The organism is Neorhizobium sp. P12A (assembly GCF_008365395.1).
GTDB lineage: Bacteria > Pseudomonadota > Alphaproteobacteria > Rhizobiales > Rhizobiaceae > Rhizobium.
This window is the reverse complement of sequence record NZ_QOVX01000003.1, coordinates 240,930-264,735: the sequence shown is the minus strand read 5'-3', so window position 1 is coordinate 264,735 and position 23,806 is coordinate 240,930. Positions and strand designations below refer to the sequence as shown.

Annotated in this window: 25 protein-coding genes and 1 tRNA gene; 10 read left to right on the top strand and 16 right to left on the bottom strand. The window is 59.8% G+C overall.

The genetic code is table 11. The features are described from left to right. Positions 1-185: 185 nt before the first annotated feature. Positions 186-1,070 (bottom strand): acyl-CoA thioesterase II, encoded by an 885-nt coding sequence (tesB, locus tag DTW90_RS13065; RefSeq protein WP_132522125.1) that lies wholly within the window; start codon positions 1,068-1,070, stop codon positions 186-188. 56 nt (positions 1,071-1,126) lie between these two features. Between tesB and DTW90_RS13060 the strand changes: the two genes are divergently transcribed. Continuing rightward, positions 1,127-2,368, top strand: coding sequence for a ubiquinone biosynthesis hydroxylase (locus tag DTW90_RS13060; protein ID WP_281025464.1), 1,242 nt, complete (start codon positions 1,127-1,129; stop codon positions 2,366-2,368). A gap of 26 nt (positions 2,369-2,394) precedes the next feature. Here DTW90_RS13060 and DTW90_RS13055 read toward each other — a convergent pair whose 3' ends face one another. Then, complete coding sequence (locus tag DTW90_RS13055; protein WP_132522121.1) at positions 2,395-3,264, bottom strand: LysR family transcriptional regulator; 870 nt, start codon at positions 3,262-3,264, stop codon at positions 2,395-2,397. A gap of 121 nt (positions 3,265-3,385) precedes the next feature. On the opposite strand from DTW90_RS13055, the gene ampC reads away from it, so the two are divergent. After that, complete coding sequence (gene ampC, locus DTW90_RS13050; protein ID WP_149338807.1) at positions 3,386-4,543, top strand: class C beta-lactamase; 1,158 nt, start codon at positions 3,386-3,388, stop codon at positions 4,541-4,543. Positions 4,544-4,562: 19 nt separating this feature from the next. Here the strand turns inward: ampC and DTW90_RS13045 are convergent, their stop codons facing one another. The 4 genes from DTW90_RS13045 to DTW90_RS13030 form a co-directional block, all read right to left on the bottom strand. Beyond that, entirely contained in the window at positions 4,563-4,751 is a 189-nt protein-coding gene (locus DTW90_RS13045; RefSeq protein WP_132522117.1) for a Trm112 family protein, read from the bottom strand. A gap of 10 nt (positions 4,752-4,761) precedes the next feature. Further along, on the bottom strand, positions 4,762-5,424 hold the full coding sequence (locus DTW90_RS13040) for an LON peptidase substrate-binding domain-containing protein (RefSeq protein WP_132522115.1): 663 nt from the start codon (positions 5,422-5,424) through the stop codon (positions 4,762-4,764). Between the two features lie 113 nt (positions 5,425-5,537). Next, positions 5,538-6,509: a thioredoxin gene (trxA, locus tag DTW90_RS13035; protein ID WP_149338805.1), complete on the bottom strand. Its 972-nt coding sequence runs from the start codon at positions 6,507-6,509 to the stop codon at positions 5,538-5,540. 55 nt (positions 6,510-6,564) lie between these two features. Continuing rightward, positions 6,565-7,089, bottom strand: coding sequence for a prolyl-tRNA synthetase associated domain-containing protein (locus tag DTW90_RS13030; RefSeq protein ID WP_149338804.1), 525 nt, complete (start codon positions 7,087-7,089; stop codon positions 6,565-6,567). Between the two features lie 260 nt (positions 7,090-7,349). Here DTW90_RS13030 and DTW90_RS13020 point away from each other — a divergent pair. Both DTW90_RS13020 and DTW90_RS13015 read left to right on the top strand, forming a co-directional pair. Next, positions 7,350-7,424, top strand: a tRNA-Gly gene (locus tag DTW90_RS13020). A 232-nt stretch (positions 7,425-7,656) separates the two neighbouring features. Beyond that, on the top strand, positions 7,657-8,880 hold the full coding sequence (locus DTW90_RS13015) for an argininosuccinate synthase (RefSeq protein ID WP_149338802.1): 1,224 nt from the start codon (positions 7,657-7,659) through the stop codon (positions 8,878-8,880). 75 nt (positions 8,881-8,955) lie between these two features. Here the strand turns inward: DTW90_RS13015 and DTW90_RS13010 are convergent, their stop codons facing one another. Next, a complete protein-coding gene (locus DTW90_RS13010; RefSeq protein ID WP_281407570.1) occupies positions 8,956-9,384 on the bottom strand; it encodes a MarR family winged helix-turn-helix transcriptional regulator in 429 nt (142 codons plus the stop codon). A 217-nt stretch (positions 9,385-9,601) separates the two neighbouring features. Here DTW90_RS13010 and DTW90_RS13005 point away from each other — a divergent pair, with 217 nt between their 5' ends. Further along, on the top strand, positions 9,602-10,243 hold the full coding sequence (locus tag DTW90_RS13005) for a LysE family translocator (RefSeq protein ID WP_149338798.1): 642 nt from the start codon (positions 9,602-9,604) through the stop codon (positions 10,241-10,243). Positions 10,244-10,250: 7 nt separating this feature from the next. Here DTW90_RS13005 and DTW90_RS13000 read toward each other — a convergent pair whose 3' ends face one another. Further along, on the bottom strand, positions 10,251-10,679 hold the full coding sequence (locus tag DTW90_RS13000; RefSeq protein WP_149338796.1) for a hypothetical protein: 429 nt from the start codon (positions 10,677-10,679) through the stop codon (positions 10,251-10,253). 222 nt (positions 10,680-10,901) lie between these two features. Here DTW90_RS13000 and DTW90_RS12995 point away from each other — a divergent pair, with 222 nt between their 5' ends. The 3 genes from DTW90_RS12995 (at position 10,902) to DTW90_RS12985 (ending at position 15,678) form a co-directional block, all read left to right on the top strand. Then, positions 10,902-12,992 (top strand): M3 family metallopeptidase, encoded by a 2,091-nt coding sequence (locus DTW90_RS12995; protein ID WP_149338794.1) that lies wholly within the window; start codon positions 10,902-10,904, stop codon positions 12,990-12,992. Positions 12,993-13,150: 158 nt separating this feature from the next. Next, positions 13,151-14,971, top strand: a complete 1,821-nt coding sequence (gene typA, locus DTW90_RS12990; RefSeq protein WP_132522099.1) for a translational GTPase TypA — start codon at positions 13,151-13,153, stop codon at positions 14,969-14,971. A gap of 200 nt (positions 14,972-15,171) precedes the next feature. After that, positions 15,172-15,678 (top strand): GNAT family N-acetyltransferase, encoded by a 507-nt coding sequence (locus DTW90_RS12985; protein WP_132522097.1) that lies wholly within the window; start codon positions 15,172-15,174, stop codon positions 15,676-15,678. A 4-nt stretch (positions 15,679-15,682) separates the two neighbouring features. Here DTW90_RS12985 and DTW90_RS12980 read toward each other — a convergent pair whose 3' ends face one another. After that, entirely contained in the window at positions 15,683-16,132 is a 450-nt protein-coding gene (locus tag DTW90_RS12980) for an MEKHLA domain-containing protein (RefSeq protein ID WP_149338792.1), read from the bottom strand. A 202-nt stretch (positions 16,133-16,334) separates the two neighbouring features. On the opposite strand from DTW90_RS12980, the gene ppa reads away from it, so the two are divergent. Beyond that, positions 16,335-16,871 carry an inorganic diphosphatase gene (gene ppa / locus DTW90_RS12975; RefSeq protein WP_132522093.1) on the top strand — a complete coding sequence of 179 codons (537 nt, stop codon included), beginning with the start codon at positions 16,335-16,337 and terminating at the stop codon, positions 16,869-16,871. Here ppa and DTW90_RS12970 read toward each other — a convergent pair whose 3' ends face one another. Then, positions 16,872-17,186: a DUF167 domain-containing protein gene (locus tag DTW90_RS12970; RefSeq protein ID WP_149338790.1), complete on the bottom strand. Its 315-nt coding sequence runs from the start codon at positions 17,184-17,186 to the stop codon at positions 16,872-16,874. Beyond that, positions 17,183-17,473, bottom strand: coding sequence for a YggT family protein (locus DTW90_RS12965; protein WP_245512658.1), 291 nt, complete (start codon positions 17,471-17,473; stop codon positions 17,183-17,185). Before DTW90_RS12965 ends, DTW90_RS12970 begins: the two co-directional genes overlap by 4 nt. A gap of 142 nt (positions 17,474-17,615) precedes the next feature. Here DTW90_RS12965 and DTW90_RS12960 point away from each other — a divergent pair, with 142 nt between their 5' ends. After that, complete coding sequence (locus tag DTW90_RS12960; RefSeq protein WP_149338788.1) at positions 17,616-18,872, top strand: MFS transporter; 1,257 nt, start codon at positions 17,616-17,618, stop codon at positions 18,870-18,872. Between the two features lie 18 nt (positions 18,873-18,890). Here DTW90_RS12960 and DTW90_RS12955 read toward each other — a convergent pair whose 3' ends face one another. From DTW90_RS12955 to DTW90_RS12935, 5 genes are all read right to left on the bottom strand, one after another. Then, positions 18,891-19,622 (bottom strand): glutamine amidotransferase, encoded by a 732-nt coding sequence (locus tag DTW90_RS12955; RefSeq protein WP_149338786.1) that lies wholly within the window; start codon positions 19,620-19,622, stop codon positions 18,891-18,893. After that, positions 19,612-20,097 carry a TerB family tellurite resistance protein gene (locus DTW90_RS12950; RefSeq protein WP_132522083.1) on the bottom strand — a complete coding sequence of 162 codons (486 nt, stop codon included), beginning with the start codon at positions 20,095-20,097 and terminating at the stop codon, positions 19,612-19,614. Before DTW90_RS12950 ends, DTW90_RS12955 begins: the two co-directional genes overlap by 11 nt. Positions 20,098-20,109: 12 nt before the next feature. Continuing rightward, complete coding sequence (locus tag DTW90_RS12945) at positions 20,110-21,696, bottom strand: heme biosynthesis protein HemY (RefSeq protein ID WP_149338784.1); 1,587 nt, start codon at positions 21,694-21,696, stop codon at positions 20,110-20,112. A gap of 14 nt (positions 21,697-21,710) precedes the next feature. Further along, a complete protein-coding gene (locus DTW90_RS12940) occupies positions 21,711-22,997 on the bottom strand; it encodes a mitofilin family membrane protein (protein ID WP_149338782.1) in 1,287 nt (428 codons plus the stop codon). Between the two features lie 80 nt (positions 22,998-23,077). Next, positions 23,078-23,806, bottom strand: a complete 729-nt coding sequence (locus DTW90_RS12935) for a uroporphyrinogen-III synthase (protein WP_149338780.1) — start codon at positions 23,804-23,806, stop codon at positions 23,078-23,080.

Sequence of the window (23,806 nt, the reverse complement as noted above, 5' to 3'; positions counted from 1 at the left end):
TCTCCTTGACGCTGGTGATCAATTGAACAGCGACCGGCGATAGACATTCAAAGGGCGTGCCAGATTCGAAGTGGCATTATAAGTTATTGAAAAGTAAAGAAATTAAAGTATGGATCCATTTTACATGCAATTGATCGGTCAATAAGCGCACAAATAATGCGCAAATTTATAAACAAGCATTTTATTTAGGCATTTGCCTTTTTCCGGATCAGGCCCTCCTGGGCCACGGACGCAATCAGGACACCGGATCGCGTAAAAAGGCTACCTCTCGTCATTCCGCGTGCGCCCGAGGCGCTTGGACTATCTTGCGTATAGAGCAGCCAGTCGTCGAGCTTGCAGGGACGATGGAACCACATGGCGTGATCCAAGCTTGCGACTTGAAGGCTTTGGTCGAAGATCGATGTTCCGTGGGCAAAGAGGGCCGCATCCAGAAGCGTCATGTCGGAGAGATAGGCAAGAATTGCGGCCTGATACGTCCTGTCCTCCGGGACCGGACCTGTTGCCCGCACCCAGACATCCTGTCTGGGATCAAGCTTGGTGTTGGAAAAATAATGGGTAAGCGAAACCGGTCGGATCTCGATCGGGCGCTCCCGCTCCCAATAACGGCGGATCGGTTCCGGCGCGTGCGCAAGATAGCGCTCCTTGATCTCCTTTTCGCCGAGCAGCGTCTCGGGTGGCGGGACATCCGGCATAGAGATCTGATGGTCGAAACCCTCCTCCTCGATCTGAAAGGAGACAGACATGGCGAAGATCCCCTTGCCGTGCTGAATGGCAAGCACTCGCCGTGTGTTGAAGCCCGATCCGTCGCGCAGACGCTCGACCTGATAGACGATCGGCACGGAGGGATCACCGGGTCGCATGAAATAGGCATGCAGCGAATGCACGAAGCGATCAGCCTCCACGGTCCGCTGCGCCGCGATCAACGCCTGGCCGATGACCTGGCCGCCGAAGACGCGTTGCCAGCCGACCTGCGGGCTGTTGCCGCGAAACAGATTGACCTCGATAGGCTCCAGATCGAGCGTCGCAATCAATTGCTCCATGGCGGTCGATTTTGCAGGTTCGCGCGGCATTTTGGACCCACTCCGATGGTAGGAAGGAATGAACTGATGCTCTATATAGGCCATTGATCGATCACAAGGAACGGGAGCGCGCGATGTTGGACATGCTGGTGGTTGGCGGAGGCTACGTGGGTCTTGCGGCTGCGGTTGCGGTCAAGCAGGCGGCGCCGCACCTTGATGTCCAGGTCGTGGAAAGCGCGCCGGAAGAGGCCTGGAAAAAGGATGCCCGGGCCTCCGCGATCATCGTCGCCGCCTCGAAGATGCTCGACGTCTTCGGCGTCTGGGACGAGATCAGGCCGGAAGCCGAGCCGATAACGCGGATGATCGTGACCGATTCGCGCGCTTCCGATCCCGTCCGTCCGGTTTTCCTTACCTTTGACGGCGATATCGAGGAAGGGCAGCCCTTCGCCCATATGGTCCCCAATGTCGCCATGGTCGGCGCATTGCGCGGCGCCTGCGAACGCCTGGGTATCACCATCCGTCACGGATTGTCCGCCACGGATTTCAAGACCGGCGACGCTTCCGTCGCGCTGTCGCTCTCGGATGGCAGCGTGCTGGAAACGCGTCTTCTGGTCGCTTGCGACGGCGTTCGCTCGAAGCTTCGCGATATGGCAGGCATCAAGACGGTCAGCTGGGATTACGGACAGTCGGGCATTGTGACCACCGTCGAACATGAGCGGCCCCATAATGGCTGCGCCGAAGAGCACTTCCTGCCCGCCGGCCCCTTCGCCATTCTGCCGCTCAAAAACAACCGCTCCTCGCTGGTCTGGACGGAGCGGACGCCCGATGCCGATAGATTGGTCGCCTCCGACGATCTCATATTCGAGGAGGAACTGGAGCGTCGCTTCGGCCACAAGCTCGGCGCGCTGCGCGCCGTCGGCAACCGCCGCGCCTTCCCGCTTGGGCTTACGCTCGCGCGCTCCTTCGTTGCCCCCCGGTTCGCGCTCGCCGGCGATGCCGCCCATGGCATCCATCCGATTTCCGGTCAGGGCCTGAACCTCGGCTTCAAGGATGTTGCAGCGCTGGCGGAAACCGTCGTCGAGGCTGATCGCCTGGGGCTGGATATCGGTTCGATCAATATTCTCGAGCGCTACCAGACGTGGCGGCGGTTCGACACGTTCCGCATGGGCGTGACCACCGATGTGCTGAACCGGCTTTTTTCCAACGACGTTGGGCCTGTTCGCATCGCCCGCGATTTCGGCCTCGGCATCGTCGACCGCCTGCCCGGCCTCAAGTCCTATTTCATAGGCCAGGCCGCCGGCACCACAGCCAAGGGAAATCCGCGGCTTCTGGCGGGGCAGACGATCTGAGGGTTTTCGGTCGATTCAATCCGCCGTCAGATCTTCGAGAATATCCAATCCGAGAAAGCGGTCATGGCTGCCGTCGGCTGCTTTGATTCGAGTCGCGTCAGCCAGTAGCTTCCGAGCGATATACTGGTGGGAAAGGGTTGTCTGATCCTGCCAGAGGACAGATGTTCCTCGAACATCAACGGCGGCGCGAGAGCAACACCAATGCCCTGCTGGGCGGCTTCCATCATGGCGAGGGACGAGTCGAAAATGACACCCGCGTTCGGCTGGGCCGTTGTGGCAATACCGGCCGCCTTGAACCAGGTCGTCCACTCGTCGGCCCGATAGCTGCGGAGCAACGTCGCGTCTGCGAGATCAGCCGGTGATCTAAGGCGTTCGGCGAGCCTGGGGATGCACAAAGGGGAGAGCGGTGCCTCGAACAGGCGAACCGCTTCGGTGCCGTGCCATAGGCCGCTGCCGAAGCGAATGGCGAAGTCCAGTCCTTCGGCCGCCAGATCCACCCGGTTATTGTTGGTGGAAAGCCGCACGTCGATGAAGGGATGCCGCTCCCGGAAGTCCGCCAGCCTCGGCAGCAGCCACCCGACGGCAAAGGTTCCGACCGCACCGAGGAAGAGCAGTTCCCGCACCTGCCCGGCCTCGACCCGATCCAGCGCGGTTGCCATCTGATCGAAGGAATGGGTAACCGTCGGCAGGAGCGCCTCGCCCTCCGCAGTGATTTTCAGGCCCCGTGGCAGCCGCTGGAAGAGGGCGACGCCAAGCCGCTGCTCGAGGCTCTTGACCTGCTGGCTGACGGCGGCCTGCGTGACGCAGAGCTCGATTGCGGCGCGCGTGAAGCTCAGGTGTCTGGCGGAGGCTTCGAAGGCCCTGAGGTTGTTCAGGGGAAGGAAGGGGCGAACCATGGATGGCCTAGAATTTCTTATGCTTGCTCCGAGATATCATCGTTTGTAACGGCAAAACAGTCCGCCTAAACCCTGTTTCAGCGTCCCAAGGCGCTGAACCTGTTGAATTTGGGTGGAAACAATGAAGTCTCACTGGATAAAAATTCTATCGGCTGCTCTCGTTTCGATGTCGGCATCGACAAACGCATTTTCCGCGGACGAGACCAAGCTGCAGGCGATTTCCGATGCGGCGATCAAGCCGATCATGGAGAAATACGGCATTCCCGGCATTGCTGTCGGCATTTCGGTCGATGGCAAGGACCACGTCTTCAACTATGGCGTCGAGTCCAAGGATACGGGCAAGCCGATCAAATCCTCTACCCTTTTCGAGCTGGGATCCATCAGCAAGACTTTCACCGGCACGCTCGCCTCCTATGCCGAGGTAAACGGGCAGCTTTCGCTAACCGACAAGGTTAGCAAATATCTGCCGTCGATGAAGAGCAAGCCGTTCGGCGAGGTTCAGCTGATGAATTTGGGGACGCACACGGCGGGCGGATTTCCGCTGCAGGTGCCCGACGATGTGAAGACCGACAAGCAGCTCATCAACTATCTCCAGGGATGGAAGCCGTCCTATGAGATGGGAACGCACAGGACCTACGCCAATCCGAGCATCGGCATGCTCGGCTATGTGACAGCGAAGGCCATGCATGAGGATTTTACGGCCCTGATGCAGGGTAAGCTGTTCCCCGGCCTCGGATTGAAGAACACCTATATCACGGTGCCAAAATCGAGGGCGGCGGACTATGCTCAGGGCTATAAGCGAAGCGGCGAGCCGGCACGATTGACGCCAGCCATCCTCTCGTCCGAGGCTTATGGCGTAAAATCAACCGCGAGCGATATGATCCGCTTCGTCGACGCGAATATGGGTCTTGCGAAAGTCGACGGAAAATTGGCGCAGTCTATCTCCAAGACTCATACCGGCTATTTCAACGTCGGCGACATGACCCAGGACTTCATCTGGGAGCAATATGCCTATCCGACCGCACAAGACGTATTGCTGAAAGGGAATTCGAACGCGATGCTGGATACGATCCCGGTCTCGGCGCTGACGCCGCCCATGTCGCCGCACGAGGATGCCTGGATCAACAAGACCGGTTCCACCAACGGATTCGGGGCCTATATCGCCTTCATCCCGAAGAAACATCTGGGCATCGTGATCCTGGCCAACAAGAACTATCCCAATGAGGACCGCGTCTTGGCCGCCTATCAGATCCTAACGGCACTGGATGCCGCCGACTGACCCAAATTCGAGGCGCCGCCTAATCGTCCAGCCGTCGCGCCTCTGACACCAGCATGATCGGGATGCCATCGCGGATGGGATAGGCAAGTCGCGCCTTTTCGGAAACGAGCTCGTTCCTCTCCCGATCATAGCTGAGCCTGCCCTTGGTCAGCGGGCAGACGAGCAGGTCGAGGAGCTTGGTGTCGACTTTGCTGACGGTATCGTCCATCTCGCCTCGATTATTGCATCAGTGAATCGGAATCGCCGAAGGTGCGTGCCAGCACGATTGCGGTGATGGCGACGAAGGTTTCCGCCCGGGTCTTGAGGTCAGGTGCTTCCAGAAGCGCCTGTTTTTCGGCCGGTTCGAAGGGCGCCATCATCGCCAGGGAATTGACCAGTGTCATGTTGCTGGCGCGCTCGACGCTGTCCCAATCCGCCTCCAGCTTGTTGGCCTCGAGATAGGCCTTGAACGCCGTCAGCAGAGCTGGGCGATCGACGGTATCCTCTTCGTCCCGGGACTTTAGATCAGCGACGAATGGTGCAATTCGGAAGCTGCGATAGGGCTGGTGGCCGGTCGTTTCGTTGATCAGGCGGAAGCGGCAGATGCCGGTGAGGGAGACGATATAGCGGCCGTCGCCGGTCTCCGTGAAGGAGGTGATCCGGCCAAGGCAGCCGACCTGCGCAAGATGGGTCGTGTCGGCCGGTTCATTCAATGCCGGCTGTGCCATGCCGATCAATCGGTTGCCTGATATCGCGGCATCGAACATCGTCAAATAGCGCGGTTCGAAAATATTCAGCGGCAATTGCCCGCCCGGCAGCAAAAGCGCCCCCGTAAGCGGGAATACGGCTACGGAATCCGGCAGGTCGCCGGGCTTAAGATATCTGGCATTGCCAACTTGCATGTGAGGATTCCCGCCTTGGCCGCATTTACTGCGGCCATTCCTGTCATACGCGCCATCCCTGACCGAAATGTGGTGGACTCAAGCGAAAACGCAAGGGCACTCGTTACGATAGGTCAGGAAAACAGGATCGAGGACAGCCGCCGGCGTGCCGCGATTGTTGCCGGATCCTTCGGTCCCCAGACCTCGAAGAATTGAAGAAGCTGCCGACGGGCGCCATCGTCGTCGAAGGTACGGTCGCGGCGCATGATCGTCAGCAGATGCTCGGCCGCCTCGTCATGCTTGCCCTGTACGTTCAGGATCTTGGCGAGGTTCATGCGGGCTTCGTGATCGTCGGGGTTCCGCGCCAGCTCGTGCTCCAGAGCGGTGGGATCGCCGAGCTTGCGGGCTTCGTCGATCTGGTCGAGCTTTTTCAGCACGCCCTGGATGCCTGCATCTTTCGACAGCGTTTCCGGCAACTCCGACAGAGCCTGGCGCGCCCGGTCATTCTGACCTGCGGCGATCATGCATTCGGCCATACCGGCGAGTGCCTTTGCATTTTCCGGATCAGCCTGAAGAACCGCGCCGAACAGCTCGGCTGCACCATTGATATCGCCCTCGGCAAGCAGCGTTGCCGCCTCTTCGAGGATACCGGCAATCTGCGCGGCCTCATCGTCCGCACCGCCGCCTGCGCCGCCGAGACGATCGATGAATTGGCGGACCTGGCTTTCAGGAACGGCGCCCATGAAACCGTCGGCCGGGCGTCCATTGACGAAGGCGATGACGGCGGGAATCGACTGGATGCCGAGCTGGCCGGCGATCGAGGGATGGTCGTCGATGTTCATCTTGACCAGCTTGACCTTGCCGCGGCCCTCATTGACGACCTTTTCAAGGACAGGCGTCAACTGCTTGCACGGGCCGCACCAGGGCGCCCAGAAATCGACCAGCACCGGCTGATTGCGCGATTCCTCGATGACGTCCTTGGCGAAGTTCGCCGTGGTCGTATCCTTGATATGCGAACCGCCGTCGGCGGGCGCTGCGCCATAGTGCGCCTGCGCCGACATCTGGCCGCCGAAAGAAGCGTTGTAGGGATTGTCTGAGCCGCTCATTGATGTCTCCCGCCTGCGAGGCTTACCCGACTTATTGTAGCGCTAAAATCGTATGTCAGGACGTAACTTTCAAGACAAGCGGTGTGTGGCCTGTTGCTTCCATAAATCGGATGAGATCGCCATTGGCGATCGATGTCGTGGCGTCGTTCGATAGCGGATGGCAATTGACGATGTCATGGGTCATAAGCTCTGCGTCGAGCACGAAGGTCACGTTCTTTCCAGTGTCATTGATCGCGCCGAAGGCGGTGACGGAGCCCGGAACGACGCCCAGATATTCCATCAGTTTTTCCGGCTTGCCGAAGGAGACCTTGCTGGCGGCGCCGATCAGCGTGTGCACGGTCTTCAGGTCGACCGCGGCGTTTTCCTCGACGGTCAGAAGGAAGAAATTATCCTTCTTGTCCTTCACGAACAGGTTCTTGGTGTGACCGCCCGGGATCTCGTCCCGCAGCGAGACCGATTCGGCCACCGTGAAGACGGGCGGATGGTCTTTCGTCGAATGTTTGATGCCGAGCCAGTCAAGGAAGCTGAAAAGATCCTCTCTGGTCTTGGGTGCGTCGTGATTAGGAGCGGCATCGGTCATATCTGGTCTCTCGATGAATGCGGAGAAGGCTCTGCCATTCCTCTACGACCGGCGGTTGGCTTTGGCAATCGCAGCGGCGCCACCTGGCTGCCTCATAGCGAAGCCCCGCCTTTCCAGGGCTTTGCGCGATGCCCGAAATTTTTTCTCGCGCTTCCGTCATTTCCCTGTTGCATTTGAAAATCGCTTGGGCCATATAGCGCCCGTCGCCGCAAGACGGTTGACCCGCCGCCCAGCGATCTACCCCGGGCAGCGTGATTTGAGCGGGTGTAGCTCAGGGGTAGAGCACAACCTTGCCAAGGTTGGGGTCGAGGGTTCGAATCCCTTCGCCCGCTCCAATTCTCCTTCTGATATCATTTGATGCGATATTTCTAGCTCTCGGGCTGGCTCGGGCGCTTGTTGTCGCTTCCGGCGAGGTAATGTCGGTGATGAAGCCGATGGTGTCGGAATGAAGCCGAGTGCCGTCCTTCTCATGCGCTTGCCCTTGCACGTCGCATTAATCTCGCTAAAAGTGCCGCGATACCGGATTTGCGGCTGAAGCCGCGCACTGATCTAACGGACCTCATCATCATGGCATCTTACAAAGACGTAAAGAAAGTCGTCCTCGCCTATTCCGGCGGTCTCGACACCTCGATCATCCTCAAGTGGCTGCAGACGGAGCTTGGCGCCGAAGTGGTCACCTTCACCGCCGATCTCGGCCAGGGCGAAGAGCTCGAGCCGGCGCGCAAGAAGGCCGAGATGCTTGGCATCAAGGAGATCTATATCGAGGACGTGCGCGAAGAATTCGTGCGCGATTTCGTCTTCCCGATGTTCCGTGCCAATGCCGTCTACGAAGGCGTCTACCTCCTCGGCACCTCGATCGCCCGCCCGCTGATCTCCAAGCACCTGATCGACATTGCGCGGAAGACCGGCGCAGATGCAATCGCTCACGGCGCGACCGGCAAGGGCAACGATCAGGTTCGCTTCGAGCTTTCGGCCTATGCGCTGAACCCTGACATCAAGATCATCGCTCCCTGGCGCGATTGGGCGTTCAAGAGCCGCACCGACTTGCTGGCTTTTGCCGAGCAGCATCAGATTCCAGTCGCCAAGGACAAGAAGGGCGAGGCGCCGTTCTCCGTCGATGCCAATCTTCTGCATTCCTCTTCCGAGGGCAAGGTTCTGGAAGACCCGGCGCAGGAAGCGCCTGAATATGTGCATATGCGCACCATCTCGCCGGAAGCAGCACCCGATAAGGCGACCGTGATCAAGGTCGGTTTCGAAAAGGGCGATGCCGTCTCGATCAACGGCGTTCGCATGAGCCCGGCGACGCTGCTTGCCACGCTCAACACCTACGGCCGCGACAACGGCATCGGCCGTCTCGATCTGGTCGAGAACCGCTATGTCGGCATGAAGTCGCGCGGTGTCTACGAGACCCCCGGCGGCACCATCCTCCTTGCGGCGCATCGCGCCGTCGAATCGATCACGCTCGACCGGGGTGCGGCGCATCTCAAGGACGAGCTGATGCCGAAATATGCCGAGCTCATCTATTACGGCTTCTGGTTCTCGCCGGAGCGCGAGATGCTGCAGGCGCTGATCGACAAGAGCCAGGAACATGTCGAAGGCGAAGTGACGCTGAAGCTCTACAAGGGCAATGTCATGGTGACGGGCCGCGAAAGCAACAAGTCGCTTTATTCCGACAAGCTGGTTACCTTCGAGGACGACCAGGGTGCCTACGACCAGAAGGATGCGGCAGGCTTCATCAAGCTCAACGCCCTGCGCCTGCGCACGCTCGGAAAGCGCAACCTGACGAAGTGAATTGGCCGAGAGGTCGAAATCAAGCCCGTTGCCAGCAATGGCGGCGGGCTTTTATCTTGGCAGCCTGGCAGTCGTCTAATCGTTGTTGGCGGAAGCCAGTTCTGATGCCTTGGACTCTGCCGGGTCTGCCTTTTGCAGGTTCCGTCGAAAGCATTTCAGCGCCTGGCGGACACTGTCCTGGATTTCCGGATCGAGGCCTTGCGTGGCTTCCCGCTGGACGGCGGCGATTTCCGCGCTGATTGCCTTCAGCATCTCGTCGGCAGCGTCCGAAAGAACGATGCGCTTGGCGCGACGGTCCACCGGATCAGGCTGCCGCTCTATCAGCCCGCGAGCCTGCAGCTTGTCAAGGAAGACGCTGACCGTCATCGGCTCGAGGCCCATGCGGTTGGCAATGTCCAATTGACGGCTCTTGTGGACGGCTGCAACCTGAATGAGAGTGCGCGCCTCTCCCGTGGTCAATTCTAGCCCGGCAGATAAAATTCGACGTTCAAAGGCAGCGCGCATAAGCCTGGCGCAGTCGGAGACTAAAAAGTTGAGTGAATCCGTATCAATCTGAAAACTCATAGGCGTTTAACGATCCGGGCTGGAGGGTTCGACGTCAATTTTTTCATATTGATTTTACGGCCCGAACACAATTGAAACTTTAAGTTTCTGCTCTTGTGAGGCTTGACCGGCCGTCAGGTGCCCATAATCTGCTCCAAGCTCTTTCGGGGAAGGCATCATGACCCATTCGGTAGTTCTCGGCGCGTTTCTGGCCGCACTTTTCTACGTGCTCATTCCAGGCCCCGCCTTTCTTGCGCTTCTCGGCATCGGCGCCGGGCAGGGGCGCAAAGCCGGCGCTTTCTTCATCAGCGGACATCTTGTCGGAGATCTTGTCTGGTCTTCGCTGGCGCTGGTAGCGATCGTCGGCGCGCGAACGATCGGGACGTTCGTTTTCGATCTTCTCGGGCTGCTCTGCGGCCTCTATCTGGCATGGATCGGCTGGAGCGCATGGACCGCGAAGCCGAAGGCGGATGGCAAGGCCTTGATGGTCGTCGAGCGGCCGTTTCGTCGTGGCCTCGTTTTCGGCGTCACCAATCCCAAGGGATATCCGGTGGCGCTTGCGACCTTCACGGCGCTGGTGGCGGGTTCCGCGGGCTCATTGCAGTTCAGCGCGCTGCCGTTGCTGCTCAGCGTTTCCTTTGTCGGTTTCGTGACGGCCGATATCATCCTCATCAGCATCATTGGGGCAGGGGCCGTCCGGCGCTTCTACCGCGCTCATGAGCGGATGATCGTTCGCTGCTCGGGTGTGCTGTTCATGGGATTTGCTGCGCAGGCGCTCTGGCATGCAACGCCCGGCCTGCTTGGATGGCGGAAAGCCTGATGAGATCTCAGGCTTTCAGATAGTCCACGACCGATTTCATCGTCTCGGCCGTCTGCGGATCTCCGATCGATGCCGCAACATCAAGCTGATGCTGATAGTAGTCGACGAAATTGAAACTGGTGTTCTCGCCGACGTCGCTGAGATCAAGGACGTTACCCATCGCATCTATGGCATGGGTGGGCAGCGGGGACGCCAGCTCCGAATAGGTATCGCCATCGATTACGCCGGCCTGATAGCTCTGCAGCGCGTGGCTACGCAGTTCGCTCGGTGTAATGGACGTGAAATCCGGTCCGGAACCCACGTCAGCGACCTTGAAGACAGGCAAGCTACCCGTGGGCTTATCAATTGAAAAATCAGTGGCCTTCGTAGTCTTTGCGTGTTCTGAACTATTCTTATAATGCAAATTCTGAGAAGACCGCACAGAATAAATTTCCATACGCATGTCTCCCGTGAAGAGATGGGGAGAATTAGCCTTTACTGGCGCTTTAGGTCAATCATAAATAAATCGTTAATTCTTGCCCGCAAGAAATTACCCACAATTTCTGTGACACTCGTATGTCGCCCGCGTTTTTCCTTTGATCCCCCATTTTCATACCATTCGCCGCAATGAGGCCTTATATAGTCTTCTCAATATGTTGCTGCCGAAAGGATATTGCGAATGTCTTCCCAATCCTCTGTCAATCCTGCCTTGACCGAATGGACCGGACACCAGGGTTTGCCGCGGTTCGATGCCGTGGCAGATTCCGATTTCGGCCCCGCCTTCGATGCGGCGCTCGATCTGCATGATGCCGAGATAGACGCGATTGCCAAAAATCCAGATGAGCCGACATTTGCCAACACGATCGTTGCACTGGAGCTTGCGGGCGATGAGCTGTCGCGGGTTTCCGCCCTCTTCTGGAACCGGGCCGGGGCGCACACGAATGAGGTGATCCAGGCATTGGAGCGCGAGATCGCGCCGAAGATGTCGCGGCATTATTCCAAGATCGGGATGAACGCGGCCCTGTTTGCCCGCATCGATGCCCTGTGGGAGGCAAGGGAGAAACTCGGTCTGACGGTCGAGGAGACCCGCGTGCTCGAGCGGCATTGGAAGGGTTTTGTGAAATCCGGTGCCAAGCTTGATAAGCCGGAGCAGGAGCAGCTGGCCGGCATCAACGAGAAACTCGCCGGTCTCGGCGCCCATTTCGGCCAGAACGTTCTTGCCGACGAAAAAAGCTGGGCGCTGATCCTGTCTGCAGATGATGAGCTTGCAGGCGTTCCCGCCTTTCTGCGGGACGCAATGGCGGCGGCTGCGCGCGAACGGGGCGAAGACGGCAGGTATGCGGTTACGCTGTCGCGCTCGATCATCGAACCCTTCCTCACCTTCTCCGAACGGCGCGACCTCAGGGAACAGGCTTTCAAGGCCTGGGTGGCGCGCGGTGAAAATGGCGGCGAGACCGACAATCGCGCGCTTATCCGTGAAACCTTGGGGCTCAGGGCCGAGAAGGCCTCGCTGCTCGGCTACCGCAATTACGCCGAGCTGAAACTCGACAACACCATGGCCAAGACTCCCGAGGCCGTGAATGGGCTGCTGAAATCCGTCTGGGTGAAGGCTGCTGCCCGCGCGAAGGAAGAGGAAGACGATATCGCAGCCCTGATCGCCGAGGAGGGCCGAAACCACGAGGTCATGCCCTGGGACTGGCGTCATTACGCCGAAAAGATCCGCGCACGGCGGTTTGATTTTTCCGAAGCGGAACTGAAGCCCTATCTGCAGATCGAAAAGATCATCGCGGCCTGCTTCGATGTTGCCGGGCGTCTGTTCGGCATTCATGCGGTCGAGAAGAAGGGTATTCCGGCCTATCATCCCGATGTCCGCGTCTTCGAGATCCGCGACCGGTCCGACAAGCTCGTTGCACTCTTCCTCGGCGATTATTTTGCTCGCGGTTCGAAGCGATCAGGTGCGTGGATGAGTTCCTTCCAGTCGCAGCACAAGCTGGCCCTGAAGAACGGACAGGTTGGCGAATTGCCGATCATCTACAATGTCTGCAATTTCGCGAAGCCTGCGGAAGGCAAGCCGGCGCTGCTCTCGCTCGACGATGCCCGCACGCTGTTCCATGAATTCGGCCATGCGCTGCACGGCATGCTGTCCAACGTCACCTATCCCTCGGTCTCGGGTACCGGCGTCTCGCGCGATTTCGTCGAGCTGCCGTCGCAGCTCTACGAGCACTGGCTGACCGTTCCTGAAATCCTCAAGGAATATGCCGTGCATTATGAAACCGGCGAGCCGATGCCGCAGGCGCTGCTCGACAAGGTGCTGGCTGCGCGGACATTCAATTCCGGCTTCAATACCGTCGAGTTCACCTCCTCGGCGCTTGTCGACATGGCGTTCCATACCCGCGGCGCAGTCGATGATCCGATGGCCGTTCAGGCCGAAGTCCTGGCTGAAATCGATATGCCGAAATCCATCGTCATGCGGCATGCAACCCCACACTTCCAGCATGTGTTTGCGGGCGACGGCTATTCGGCGGGCTATTATTCCTACATGTGGTCCGAAGTGCTGGATGCCGATGCGTTCGACGCTTTCGAGGAGACGGGTGACGCCTTTAATTCCAATATGGCGGCCAAGCTGAAGGCGAATATCTATTCCGTCGGCGGCTCGATCGATCCCGAGGAAACCTACAAGGCGTTCCGCGGGAAGCTGCCGAGCCCCCGCGCGATGCTTGTCAAAAAGGGATTGTTGACCTTCGAGGAATTGACAGGCAGCGACGCATAAGACAGTTTGATGACGAGCCACGACGCGGCCTGGCAGCAGCCAAGCCGCGCCTTTTCCGCTTCCCCCCTTTCGCAAAAGCGAAAAACACTGTAAGAGCCCGCCAAATGCAATTGGCGCGCCCTCTCAGTATCGCGCCCCAGCCTCAGAGATTTGACACAATGGCACTCCGCAACATCGCGATCATCGCGCACGTTGACCATGGCAAGACCACCCTGGTGGACGAGCTCCTGAAGCAGTCCGGTTCGTTCCGCGAAAATCAGCGCGTTGCTGAACGCGTCATGGACAGCAACGATCTCGAAAAAGAACGCGGCATCACCATTCTCGCCAAGGCGACCTCGGTCGAGTGGAAGGGTGTTCGCGTCAACATCGTCGATACCCCCGGCCACGCCGACTTCGGCGGTGAAGTCGAACGCATTCTCTCGATGGTGGATGGCGCGATTGTTCTCGTCGACAGCTCTGAAGGACCGATGCCGCAGACCAAGTTCGTCGTCGGCAAGGCTCTCAAGGTCGGCCTTCGCCCGATCGTTGCGATCAACAAGATCGACCGTCCGGACGGCCGCCACGAAGAAGTCATCAACGAAGTCTTCGACCTCTTCGCGAACCTTGACGCAACCGACGAGCAGCTCGACTTCCCGATCCTCTACGGTTCGGGCCGCGAAGGCTGGATGAACGTCAATCCGGAAGGTCCGAAGGATCAGGGCCTCGCTCCGCTGCTCGATCTCGTGCTGAAGCATGTTCCCGAGCCGACCGTCCATGAAGGTCCGTTCACGATGATCGGCACCATCCTGGAGGCCAACCCTTTCCTTGGCCGTATCATCACCGGCCGCATCAATTCCGGTTCCATCAAGCCGAACCAGGCCGTGAAGGTTCTTCACGCCGACGGCAAGACGATCGAAACCGGCCGTATCTCCAAGATCCTCGCTTTCCGTGGCATCGAGCGTCAGCCGATCGAGGAAGCGCATGCGGGCGACATCGTCGCAATCGCCGGCCTCTCCAAGGGCACCGTCGCCGATACCTTCTGCGATCCCGCAATCACTGAGCCACTGCAGGCGCAGCCGATCGATCCGCCGACCGTCACCATGTCCTTCATCGTCAACGACAGCCCCTATGCGGGCACCGAAGGCGACAAGGTCACCTCGCGCGTCATCCGCGATCGCCTGTTCAAGGAAGCCGAAGGCAACGTCGCGCTGAAGATCGAAGAATCCTCCGAGAAGGACTCCTTCTTCGTGTCCGGCCGCGGCGAATTGCAGCTCGCGGTTCTGATCGAAACGATGCGTCGCGAAGGTTTCGAACTGGCCGTCTCGCGCCCCCGCGTCGTCATGCACAAGGACGAAGCGACCGGCGAGATGATGGAGCCGATCGAAGAAGTTGTCATCGACGTCGATGAGGAGCATTCGGGTATCGTCGTTCAGAAGATGTCGGAACGTAAGGCCGAAATGGTCGAGCTGCGTCCCTCGGGCGGCGCTCGCGTTCGCCTGAAGTTCTTCGCTCCGACCCGCGGCCTGATCGGCTACCAGTCGGAACTGCTGACGGATACGCGCGGCACGGCCGTGATGAACCGTCTGTTCCACGACTACCAGCCGTACAAGGGTGAAATCGGTGGTCGCGTCAACGGCGTGCTGCTGTCGAACGACAATGGTGAAGCCGTTGCTTACGCTCTGTTCAACCTTGAAGACCGCGGCCCGATGATCATCGACGCCGGCGAAAAGGTCTATGCCGGTATGATCATCGGCATCCACTCCCGCGACAACGACCTCGAAGTCAACGTGCTCAAGGGCAAGAAGCTCACCAACATCCGCGCCGCCGGCAAGGATGAAGCCGTGAAGCTGACGCCACCGATCCGCATGACGCTCGACCGCGCTCTGTCCTGGATCCAGGACGACGAGCTGGTCGAAGTCACGCCGAAGTCGATCCGTCTTCGCAAGATGTATCTCGATCCGAACGAGCGCAAGCGCTTCGAAAAGGCCAAGTACGCCTGATCCGATCATAGATCGAAAATGCAAAAACCCCGGCCCCGTGCCGGGGTTTTATTTTGTGCGTTCGATTTTTGAGCCCTTGTGACAAAGGTTAAAAAAGCGTTAACGTGGCGACATCGTCCACATATAAAGCCTGTGGGCAAAGCGGTCGCCGCGATTTTTGCGGATGGTTAATTTGCCCTTGCAAAGCCAGAGTACGCGTTATGAAGACGTTGTCGATCGATGTTCGGCGGGCTGAACCGCAAGATGCTCCGGCCATTTCGGAGGTCCACCGCGTTGCCTGGCGGCATGCCTATACGGGCATTATTCCGCACCGCGCGCTGACGAAGATGATCGAGCGGCGCGACGAGGCCTGGTGGCGTCGGGCGACCCGCGGTCCGGCAACGCTGCTGGTTCTCGATGTTGCGGGAACTGTGGCGGGCTATGCGACGCTCGGGCTCAACCGTGCACGCGCCCTTCCACAGGAAGGCGAAATCTACGAGCTCTACCTGCGCCCGGAATATCAGGGCGTCGGCCTTGGCCGGATGCTGTTCGGCGAGGCTCGCCGCCTGCTGAAATCGCTCGGCTGCAAGGGAATGGTCGTCTGGTGCCTTGAAGAAAACGAGAATGCCGACCGCTTCTATCGCGGTCACGGCGGCATCGATTTCTGCGAAGGGATCGAAACCTTCGACGACAAGCAGATCAAGAAAATCGGCTTCGTCTGGGGCTGAGGCTTCAGCCGAGCGGAAGCAGGGCTGCCTGACCGTGGCGATTGCCATTGTCGTCGAGCAACTGCCACACCGTAACGCCTTCGATCCAGAAGCGCTCACCTGACTTCGTCACCCGCATTCCACGATAGCCCTCGACAAAGCCGTCACGGGAAACACGCTCGAGAAAATCCGCGCGTTCCTGCCGGTCAGGCGCTTCCGCCGATAGCCGCGAGGGAAGTGCGGTCAGCTCTTCCCAGCTATATCCGAAACGTTTCTGCGCTGCCCGGTTGCCGTAGACGAAGATCGGATCGGCCTGCGTATCATGCGCGAGGATGCCGAAGGGTGCCGCCTCATAAAGCCAGCGCGGCCCTTCGCCGGATGTAAGATCGGTGCCGACCAAGGGGCGGCCGAGCAGCTTCTGGTAGCTGCGGCTCAGGAGATCGAAGAAACTCTGGCTTTCATAAAGGGGCGTCATATCGGTGCTTTCGCGAAAGATAGGGACAGGATGCGGTGTTCCGTTCGGCTGGAAATCCCAATTTCGCCCAGAACATAACCATAGTGAGGCGTCGTAAATTTGGCCGTTAATCAAAAATCCCGAATCGCTTCAAAGGCTTGTTGCGTTGCGGGATGATTATGATTATCTGGCTGCCGGAAAACCATCCTTTTTGGGGGCACTCATGCGTATCGACGCAGTTTCAATTGGCAAAAATCCGCCGGAAGACGTCAACGTCATCGTCGAAGTTCCGGTCGGCGGCCATCCGATCAAGTACGAAATGGACAAGGAAGCCGGCACGCTCGTCGTCGACCGTTTCCTCTACACGCCGATGACCTATCCGGGCAATTACGGTTTCGTGCCGCATACGCTTTCGGAAGACGGCGACCCGATCGACGTTCTGATCGCAAGCACCCGCCCGCTGGTGCCTGGCTGCGTCATCAACGTTCGCCCGATCGGCGTGCTGATGATGGAAGACAATTCCGGCAAGGACGAGAAGATCATCGCCGTTCCGTCGCCGAAGCTGACGATGCGATACGACAAGGTGAAGGAATATACCGATCTTCCTGAGATCACCGTCAAGCAGATCGAGCATTTCTTCGAACACTACAAGGATCTGGAGCCCGGCAAGTGGGTGAAGATCTTCGGTTGGAAGGGTTCCAAGGAAGCCGGCGAACTCATCATCGAAGCGATTGCCCGCGCCAAGGCCGAGAAGGCCTGATCAGGCTTTCAGAAGCGCTTCCAGCTTGTTTGACAAATCCTCCGGGTCGCCATCGATCCGGAGGATTTTTTTACGTGCTGTATCCCCGGATAGCAGGCTCACCGAGGATTTCGGGATGCCGAGCGCCTTGGCGATCAGGACGATCAGCGCCTTGTTCGCCTTGCCTTTTTCAGGAACGGCGCTGACGCGAGCCTTCAGGTAGGCGTCGCTGTCCGCGCCGGTCTCTATCCCATCGATGGTGTCGCGTCCGCCATTGGGCGTCAGGCGCACCGAAAGGCGGATATGGTCCGGAAATATCTGCCAGGCTTGGTTCAAGCGACCAGCGGATAAAGCGTGTTCCACATCAGCGAACGCAGGAAGAAGATGATGAGCAACAGGATGATCGGCGAGATATCGATGCCGCCGAGATCCGGCAGGACGCGACGGATCGGGCGCAACACCGGTTCTGTCACGTTATAGAGGAAGCGACCGACCGAATTGACAAACTGGTTGCTCGAATTGATGACGTTGAAAGCATAAAGCCATGAAAAGATGGCGCTGGCGATCAGCACCCAGGTATAAAGATTCAAAGCCAGATCAATGGTTTGAAATAAGGCGAGCATGTTTGTCTCCATTTCGCGATTGACAGACATGTAGACATTGGCGACTTAACGGGCAAGTACTATGCCCAAGCGTACGATGAATCATGTTTAACAGGCGTTCTGCGGTTGCCGCCGACACCTGATTTTCACCGGAAAGTCTATTATGTCCTTGTCCGCTACGGGAGACCGTTTCGCCGCGTTCCGGCACGTGGCCTATATCCGCTTCTTCTTCGCCCGATTTCTGGTCGCCTTTGCAACACAGATCATCAGCGTTTCTGTCGGCTGGCAGATGTATGACCATACCGGCAGCGCCATTTATCTCGGCCTGATCGGCCTCGTGCAGTTCCTGCCCTCCCTGCTGCTCATTCTTGTGACCGGAAGCGTTGCCGACCGCTACAACAGGCGCGTCGTCTCGGCGATCTGTATTTTTGTCGGCACGCTTTGTGCGGCGGCACTGCTGTTCCTGACGGTGACTGGGCTGTTCTCGCCATTGCCGGTTTTCCTCATCCTTGCCGTCTTCGGCATCGAGCGCGCCTTCATGACGCCAGCGACCCAGTCGCTTGCGCCGAACCTGATCCCGCCTGAGGATTTGTCGAATGCGATTGCCTGGAATTCGATGTCCTGGGATGCGGCGGCAATCCTCGGGCCTGTTGCCGGCGGCCTCCTTTACGGTGTCGGTGCGGGCACGGCCTATTCGGTTGCCGTGGTCTTTTCCGCAGCTGGCGCATTGCTTGTCTATCTGATCCCTAAGCCGCCGCAGCGCGCGTCCGCGGAGGCGAAGAGCTGGAATACGCTTCTTGCCGGCTTTCATTTCATCTGGTCGGAGAAAGTGGTGCTCGGCGCGGTATCGCTCGATCTGTTCGCCGTCCTCCTTGGAGGTGCGGTGGCGCTGATGCCGATCTATGCCCGCGACATCCTGATGCTCGGCCCCTGGGGACTGGGCATGCTGCGCGGTGCGCCGGGCGTTGGAGCCATCCTGATGGCCCTGTTCCTGACGACCTATCCAATCAAGCATCGTGCAGGTCTCTGCATGTTCATCGGGGTCGCCATGTTCGGTGTCGGCACGCTGATCTTCGGCGTGTCGCATACCGCCTGGCTATCGATCCTGGCATTGGTTCTGATGGGCGCTTCGGACCTGATCTCGGTCTATGTTCGCGAAACGCTGATCGTGCTCTGGACGCCGGATCACCTGCGCGGCCGCGTCAACGCCGTCAACATGGTCTTCGTCGGTGCCTCGAACGAGCTTGGAGAGTTCCGCGCCGGCACGATGGCATCGATCTTCGGCGCGGTGCCGGCCGTTGTCATCGGCGGCATCGGTACGCTTGCGGTTGCGATCATCTGGGCCACCGGCTTCTCGAAACTGCGCAAGATCGACACCTTGGACGCGCCCACGACTGAAGGCGAAGCGCAGCCGGCGTGACGGCAGCCCACGACGTCTTCAGGCGGCGAGCGCCTGTTTGCCTTCGAAGACGATATCGAGGAATTGCGACAGCCAGGCCTTGAGCGCGGCGTCGAAGAGCATCCGCCCTTCGAGGTGCTCGCGTCCCTTCTGGGCATTCGGCATGATGAAGCGGTGTTCGCCGTGGACCACCCAGCGCTGCATCATCGCGCGGGTCAGCTCGGCGTGGAACTGCAGCCCCCAGGCGTTCTCGCCATAGCGGAAAGCTTGGTTGGGATAGGTATCCCCTTTAGCGAGCAGATCGGCTCCGTGCGGTAGATCGAAGCCCTCGCGGTGAAAATGATAGACCATTTGCGGCCAGTGCATCAGCAGCCGGCCCTTTTCGGTCGGTCGGAGAGGATACCAGCCGATCTCCGTCTGCCCATCCTTGCGTGCCTGCACCTTGCCGCCGAGCTGGCGGACCAGCATCTGCGCTCCGAGGCAAATGCCGAGATAGGGGCGATTCTCTTTAAGCGGTACGTTTAGCCAGTCGATCTCGGTCTTGACGAAATCATCCGGATCGTTGGCGCTCATCGGCCCGCCGAAGACAACGGCGCCGGCATGTCCGGCAAGCGTTTCCGGCAGTTTTTCCCCAAGGGCTGGACGACGAATGTCGAGCGCGTGGCCTTTGTTGATCAGCATCTGGCCGACGCGGCCGGCGCTGGAGCGCTCCTGATGCAAGACGACGAGAACGGGACGTTTCCCGCCGCGGCTCTCACCCTCAATCGGCATCCTTGCTCTCCAGCTTGGGTCCCGGAACGCGGGCCGCCGCTTCCTGCCGTTTCATGATCCGCTCGCGGCCGGAAACGCCGAGGAGATCGGCGATGCGCCATATGGCATGGTCTTCCATCTCGCTGCGTTCGCCGTCGGCATAGACGATATCCCAGAGGATGCCGATCAGTTCGACTCGCTGGTCGTTGTTGAGATGCCGCTTCAGGTCGGATGTGAAGCGGAAATAATCGACCGCCTCGTTTTCGGCCTCTTCGCCTGCGGCGATCAGCGCTTCGAGCTGTTTGCCGTCGAGACCGTACTGGTCATGCAGGAGTTTGCGCAGCTTCTTCTGCTCGGTCGCCTCAACCTTTCCGTCTGCTTCCATGACCTGGATGCAGAGAGCAGCAACCGCGATGCGAGGATCGTCGGGTGCGAACTCGGATTTGGGATGCTCAGCAGTCAGATTTTGGAAGAATTCCTGAAAGCGTTCAAACATTCGGGTCCGTTCTTAGAATAGTCGAAGCCGCGTCTTGGGTTCGGGCTCGATCTTGGTGTCACGTACGCCCGGATCGTCAGGCAGGCCGCCGAAGAAGGGCCTGGGCTCCGGTTTCTTCGAGGCTTCTGTGGCCGAAGCTGCCGCTGTCGCGGCTGCCTGCTTTGCCACGACGGGCTTGATTTCTATAACAGATGTATCGGCAGCCGGCGAAGCAACTGTCGGTGAAGCTGGTCTCGCCTCGCGCACCGGCGGGAGGGTCCTCAGCGCCGTGTCGACCGTGGCGGTCGAACCTTCCTCGACAGGGCCTTCCAATTGGCCGAAGGGCGATTTCCATTCGAACGCGTCGAGCTTGCCGGTAACAGGAGATATAGGCAGCCACTTATCGGAAACAAAGCCGTCGGCAACCCAGGCCGGGTCGCGCGGCGCACGAAGCGCCTGCGCCATCCAGTGGCGAATGCGTCCCTGGTCGCCGGTCTCTGCTTCCTCGATGTCCGCCATCAGCAGGAACGCGCCTTCGCGAGGATCCGCGCGGGCGGCCGCCTCCGCCTTGGTCCGCGCCTTGCCGTAGTCGCCAGCGTCCAGCGAGGCCTGGGCGCTGATCAGCAGCGCTTCGACATTGTTGGGGCGCATGGCCTCCAGCCGCTCGGCACGCTTCAGCCGATCGAGGACCGTGTCGCCGCTGCGGGCGCGAACATAGGCCTTGCCGACTTCCGGGTGCGGGATGGCTTTCCAGCTCTGCTCGAGAGTGGAGGCCGCCTTGCGGACCTTGTCTTCGCGGAAGAGGGCCTTGGCGGCGATCAGCGCGGCCGGCACGAAATCGTCGGAAAGCTTCAGCGCGTTCAGGGCGTCGTCACGCGCGCCTGCCGGATCGCTTTCCAGCTTGTCGCCGGCGCGGGCTGTGAGCAGCACGGCGCGGAGCCGATTGGCCTCGTCCTTTTCGATGACGCGTGCGGCCTTCTGCTGGTCGAGAAGCCGGATCGCGTCGTCCCACCGGCCTTCCCGGCTGCGGTTTTCCAGCGTCGCCTGCGCCGCCCAGGGAAGATAGGGCGCCTTGTCGGCGGCCTTTTCGGCATATTGCTGTGCCGCTTCGGTTGCGCCGAGACGCTTGGCTTCGAGATAGAGGCCGCGCAGGCCGAGTTCGCGGGTCTCGGGATCGTTCGCCATCTCTTCGAATTTGGCGCGGGCCTCGTCATGCTTGCCTTCGATCAGGGCTGCCTGTGCTTCCAGCAGATTGATCAGCGGCTCCTGGTCGCCGCGGATGAGACCGCGCGTGCGCGCCGCCATCTTGCGGGCGAGCAAGGCGTTGCCGGCGCCGGCCGCGATCAGGCCGGTCGAAAGGGCCTGGTAGCCCCGATCCCGCTTGCGGGCGCGGAAATACCGGGTGACGGAGTGGGGTGAGGTCCAGATCAGGCGGATCAGCCCCCAGGCGAGCATGACGGCGACCACGATCGCGATCAGGATGCTCGCGGCAACAATCAGCTTGGTCTGGTAGAGTTCACCCTCCCACACCAGCGACAGGTCGCCGGGGCGATCGGCCAGCCAGGAGAATCCGTAGCCGAGAGCCAGGACGACAAGGGCGAAAATGATAAGCCTGACCATGTTCGCTCCCGTCCTCAGCTCTGTTTTCCGGCGCCGGCGATCGCCTTGGACAGCGCTTCGCCAACGAGATCCTCGACACGGATGCGCGCATCCAGCGACTGCTTGAATGCGGCAGAGGCGGATTTTGCCGCATCCGGCAGGGTGTTCCATTCGTTGACCGCACCGGGCAGGTCGCCGTTCTTTACCTTGTTTTCAAAGCGTGCGGCGATCGCATCGACGCCATCACCCTGTACGTCACCGACGGGGCGCACCGTTACCAGCGATTTTGCGCTCGACATCAACCGGTTGCTCCAGCTCTCGTCCGGCTCGGCCTGTTCCGAGGTGGCGACGATCGCGGTTGCAACGTCAGGCACCTGGCGAATGAGATCCGCGCGCGATGGAATGCCGGTTTCGGCGAAATTGCGCAAATCGGCGATTGCGGGATCATCGGGTGCGACGCTCGCAAAGGTATCGAGTTCCGGGCGGAACGGACCGCCGCGATCGATCGCTGCCTTCAGTCCGGCAGCTGCGATCGCGCGTGCAACGGCCGCACCTTCGCCCGGCTCGTTCAATTTCTTCTCGGCGTCATCCAGTCGCTTGGTGATGTCGGCTCCGGTCGACGCCTGGTCCTGCGTCGCCTGCGCCATGCTGGACTTCAGTTGATCTAGCTGGGAGCCGAGATCGGCAATCTTCTGATTGGCGGCATTAAGTGCTGACGCGTCCGTCGTGCCGCTTCCGTCGGCCGCGGGTGCAGCCGGGGCATTCTTGACGACGGTCTCCAATGCGGCGACGCGATCGGTCAAGCCTGTGTCCGGCTTCGCCGTGGGGGCGGCAGCAAGATTGGCGACGGTTTGCTTCAGCCCGTCAATCTCGGCATTGAGCGCATTTATCTCCGCAGAGTTGCTTTTCGCCGCAGAGCCACCGCCGGGCAGCAGGCCAGCGTATTGGATGGCGCCCACTCCGATCAGCGCAATCAGTCCGCCGACAATGCCGGCTGCAACGAGGCTGGCGATTGCCGCTTCCCTCTGCTTTGGCGACGCGGCATTTTCGGTCGGTTCGGAATAGGCCGCAGCCCGTTCAGCTGCGGTGGGGCTTGTGAATGCGCCTTCGTCGGCGCGGGCACGCTCCTGCTCGGGCGACGCCTCGGTTTCGGATTTGAGCAGGGCTTCCGCCTCCTCGACCGATAAACCTCCCGGCGTGCTGCTGTCGCGCTCTGTCATCTTCTCGGAATCCGCTGCATGAGCTGCGGCCTCGGCCTCCAAGTCAATCGTGACCGGCTCATCGGTGGCTTTCGAATGGCGCGGCGGGTTTCCCGAAACCATGGACATCCTCATTTTATGCACTGCAACGAAGTTAGACAGTGAAGCCCATTATGGAAAGAGGTTAGATGAAAATTGGGCAATCAGCGGCGGCGGAGTAGTTCCAAAAGGCTGTCCTCATCGGGATTTGCGGCAATTTTCGTGTTTCCGCGCAAGAGATCGGGAACGGCGTCTGCAATCGCGGCACTCAGGCAGAGGAACCTTGTCCCGGTCAGTGAGTTTCCCTGTGCCTGGAGGAAGGGAAGAGCGAAGAAGCGCTCGGCGCTGTGGCGGGAATAAAGAAGGATCGCGTCTGCGCCGTCATCGAGAAAGATGCTGCGGAGCTTGGCGTCTTCGGGCTCCTCGTCCTCCATCACGTAGCATTCGGCCGTGTGGAACGGGATGGCAAGTTCCATCAGCCTTGTCTCGAAGCCCGGTGCACGGGGAGATCCGGCCATGTAGAGAAGAGGTCTGTTCGACAGAACGGAGCGATGCGCTGAAATCAGTTCGGCAAGTTCAGCGCCGCTCGCTTCCGAATGATAGACATCGGTGAAGCCTGCGTTTCGCGCTTCCTCAGCCGTCGCCTTGCCGACCGCAAAAAGCGGGCGCGAAAGATGGAGCGAGATAGCCGGGCCTAGCTTTTCCATCGCTCGGATCGCTTCGGCGCTGGTGACAGCAATCGCACCTTGCGATCTCGTCAGCGCATCGGCAATGGCCGCGACCTGATGGACCGGCCGGGTCAGCGGCAGAAGAACGGGCTCATGTCCGAGCTCTTTTAGTCGTGCTGCCGTGCGCTCGGCGGAATGCGCGGGACGGATGACGACCACGCGCAT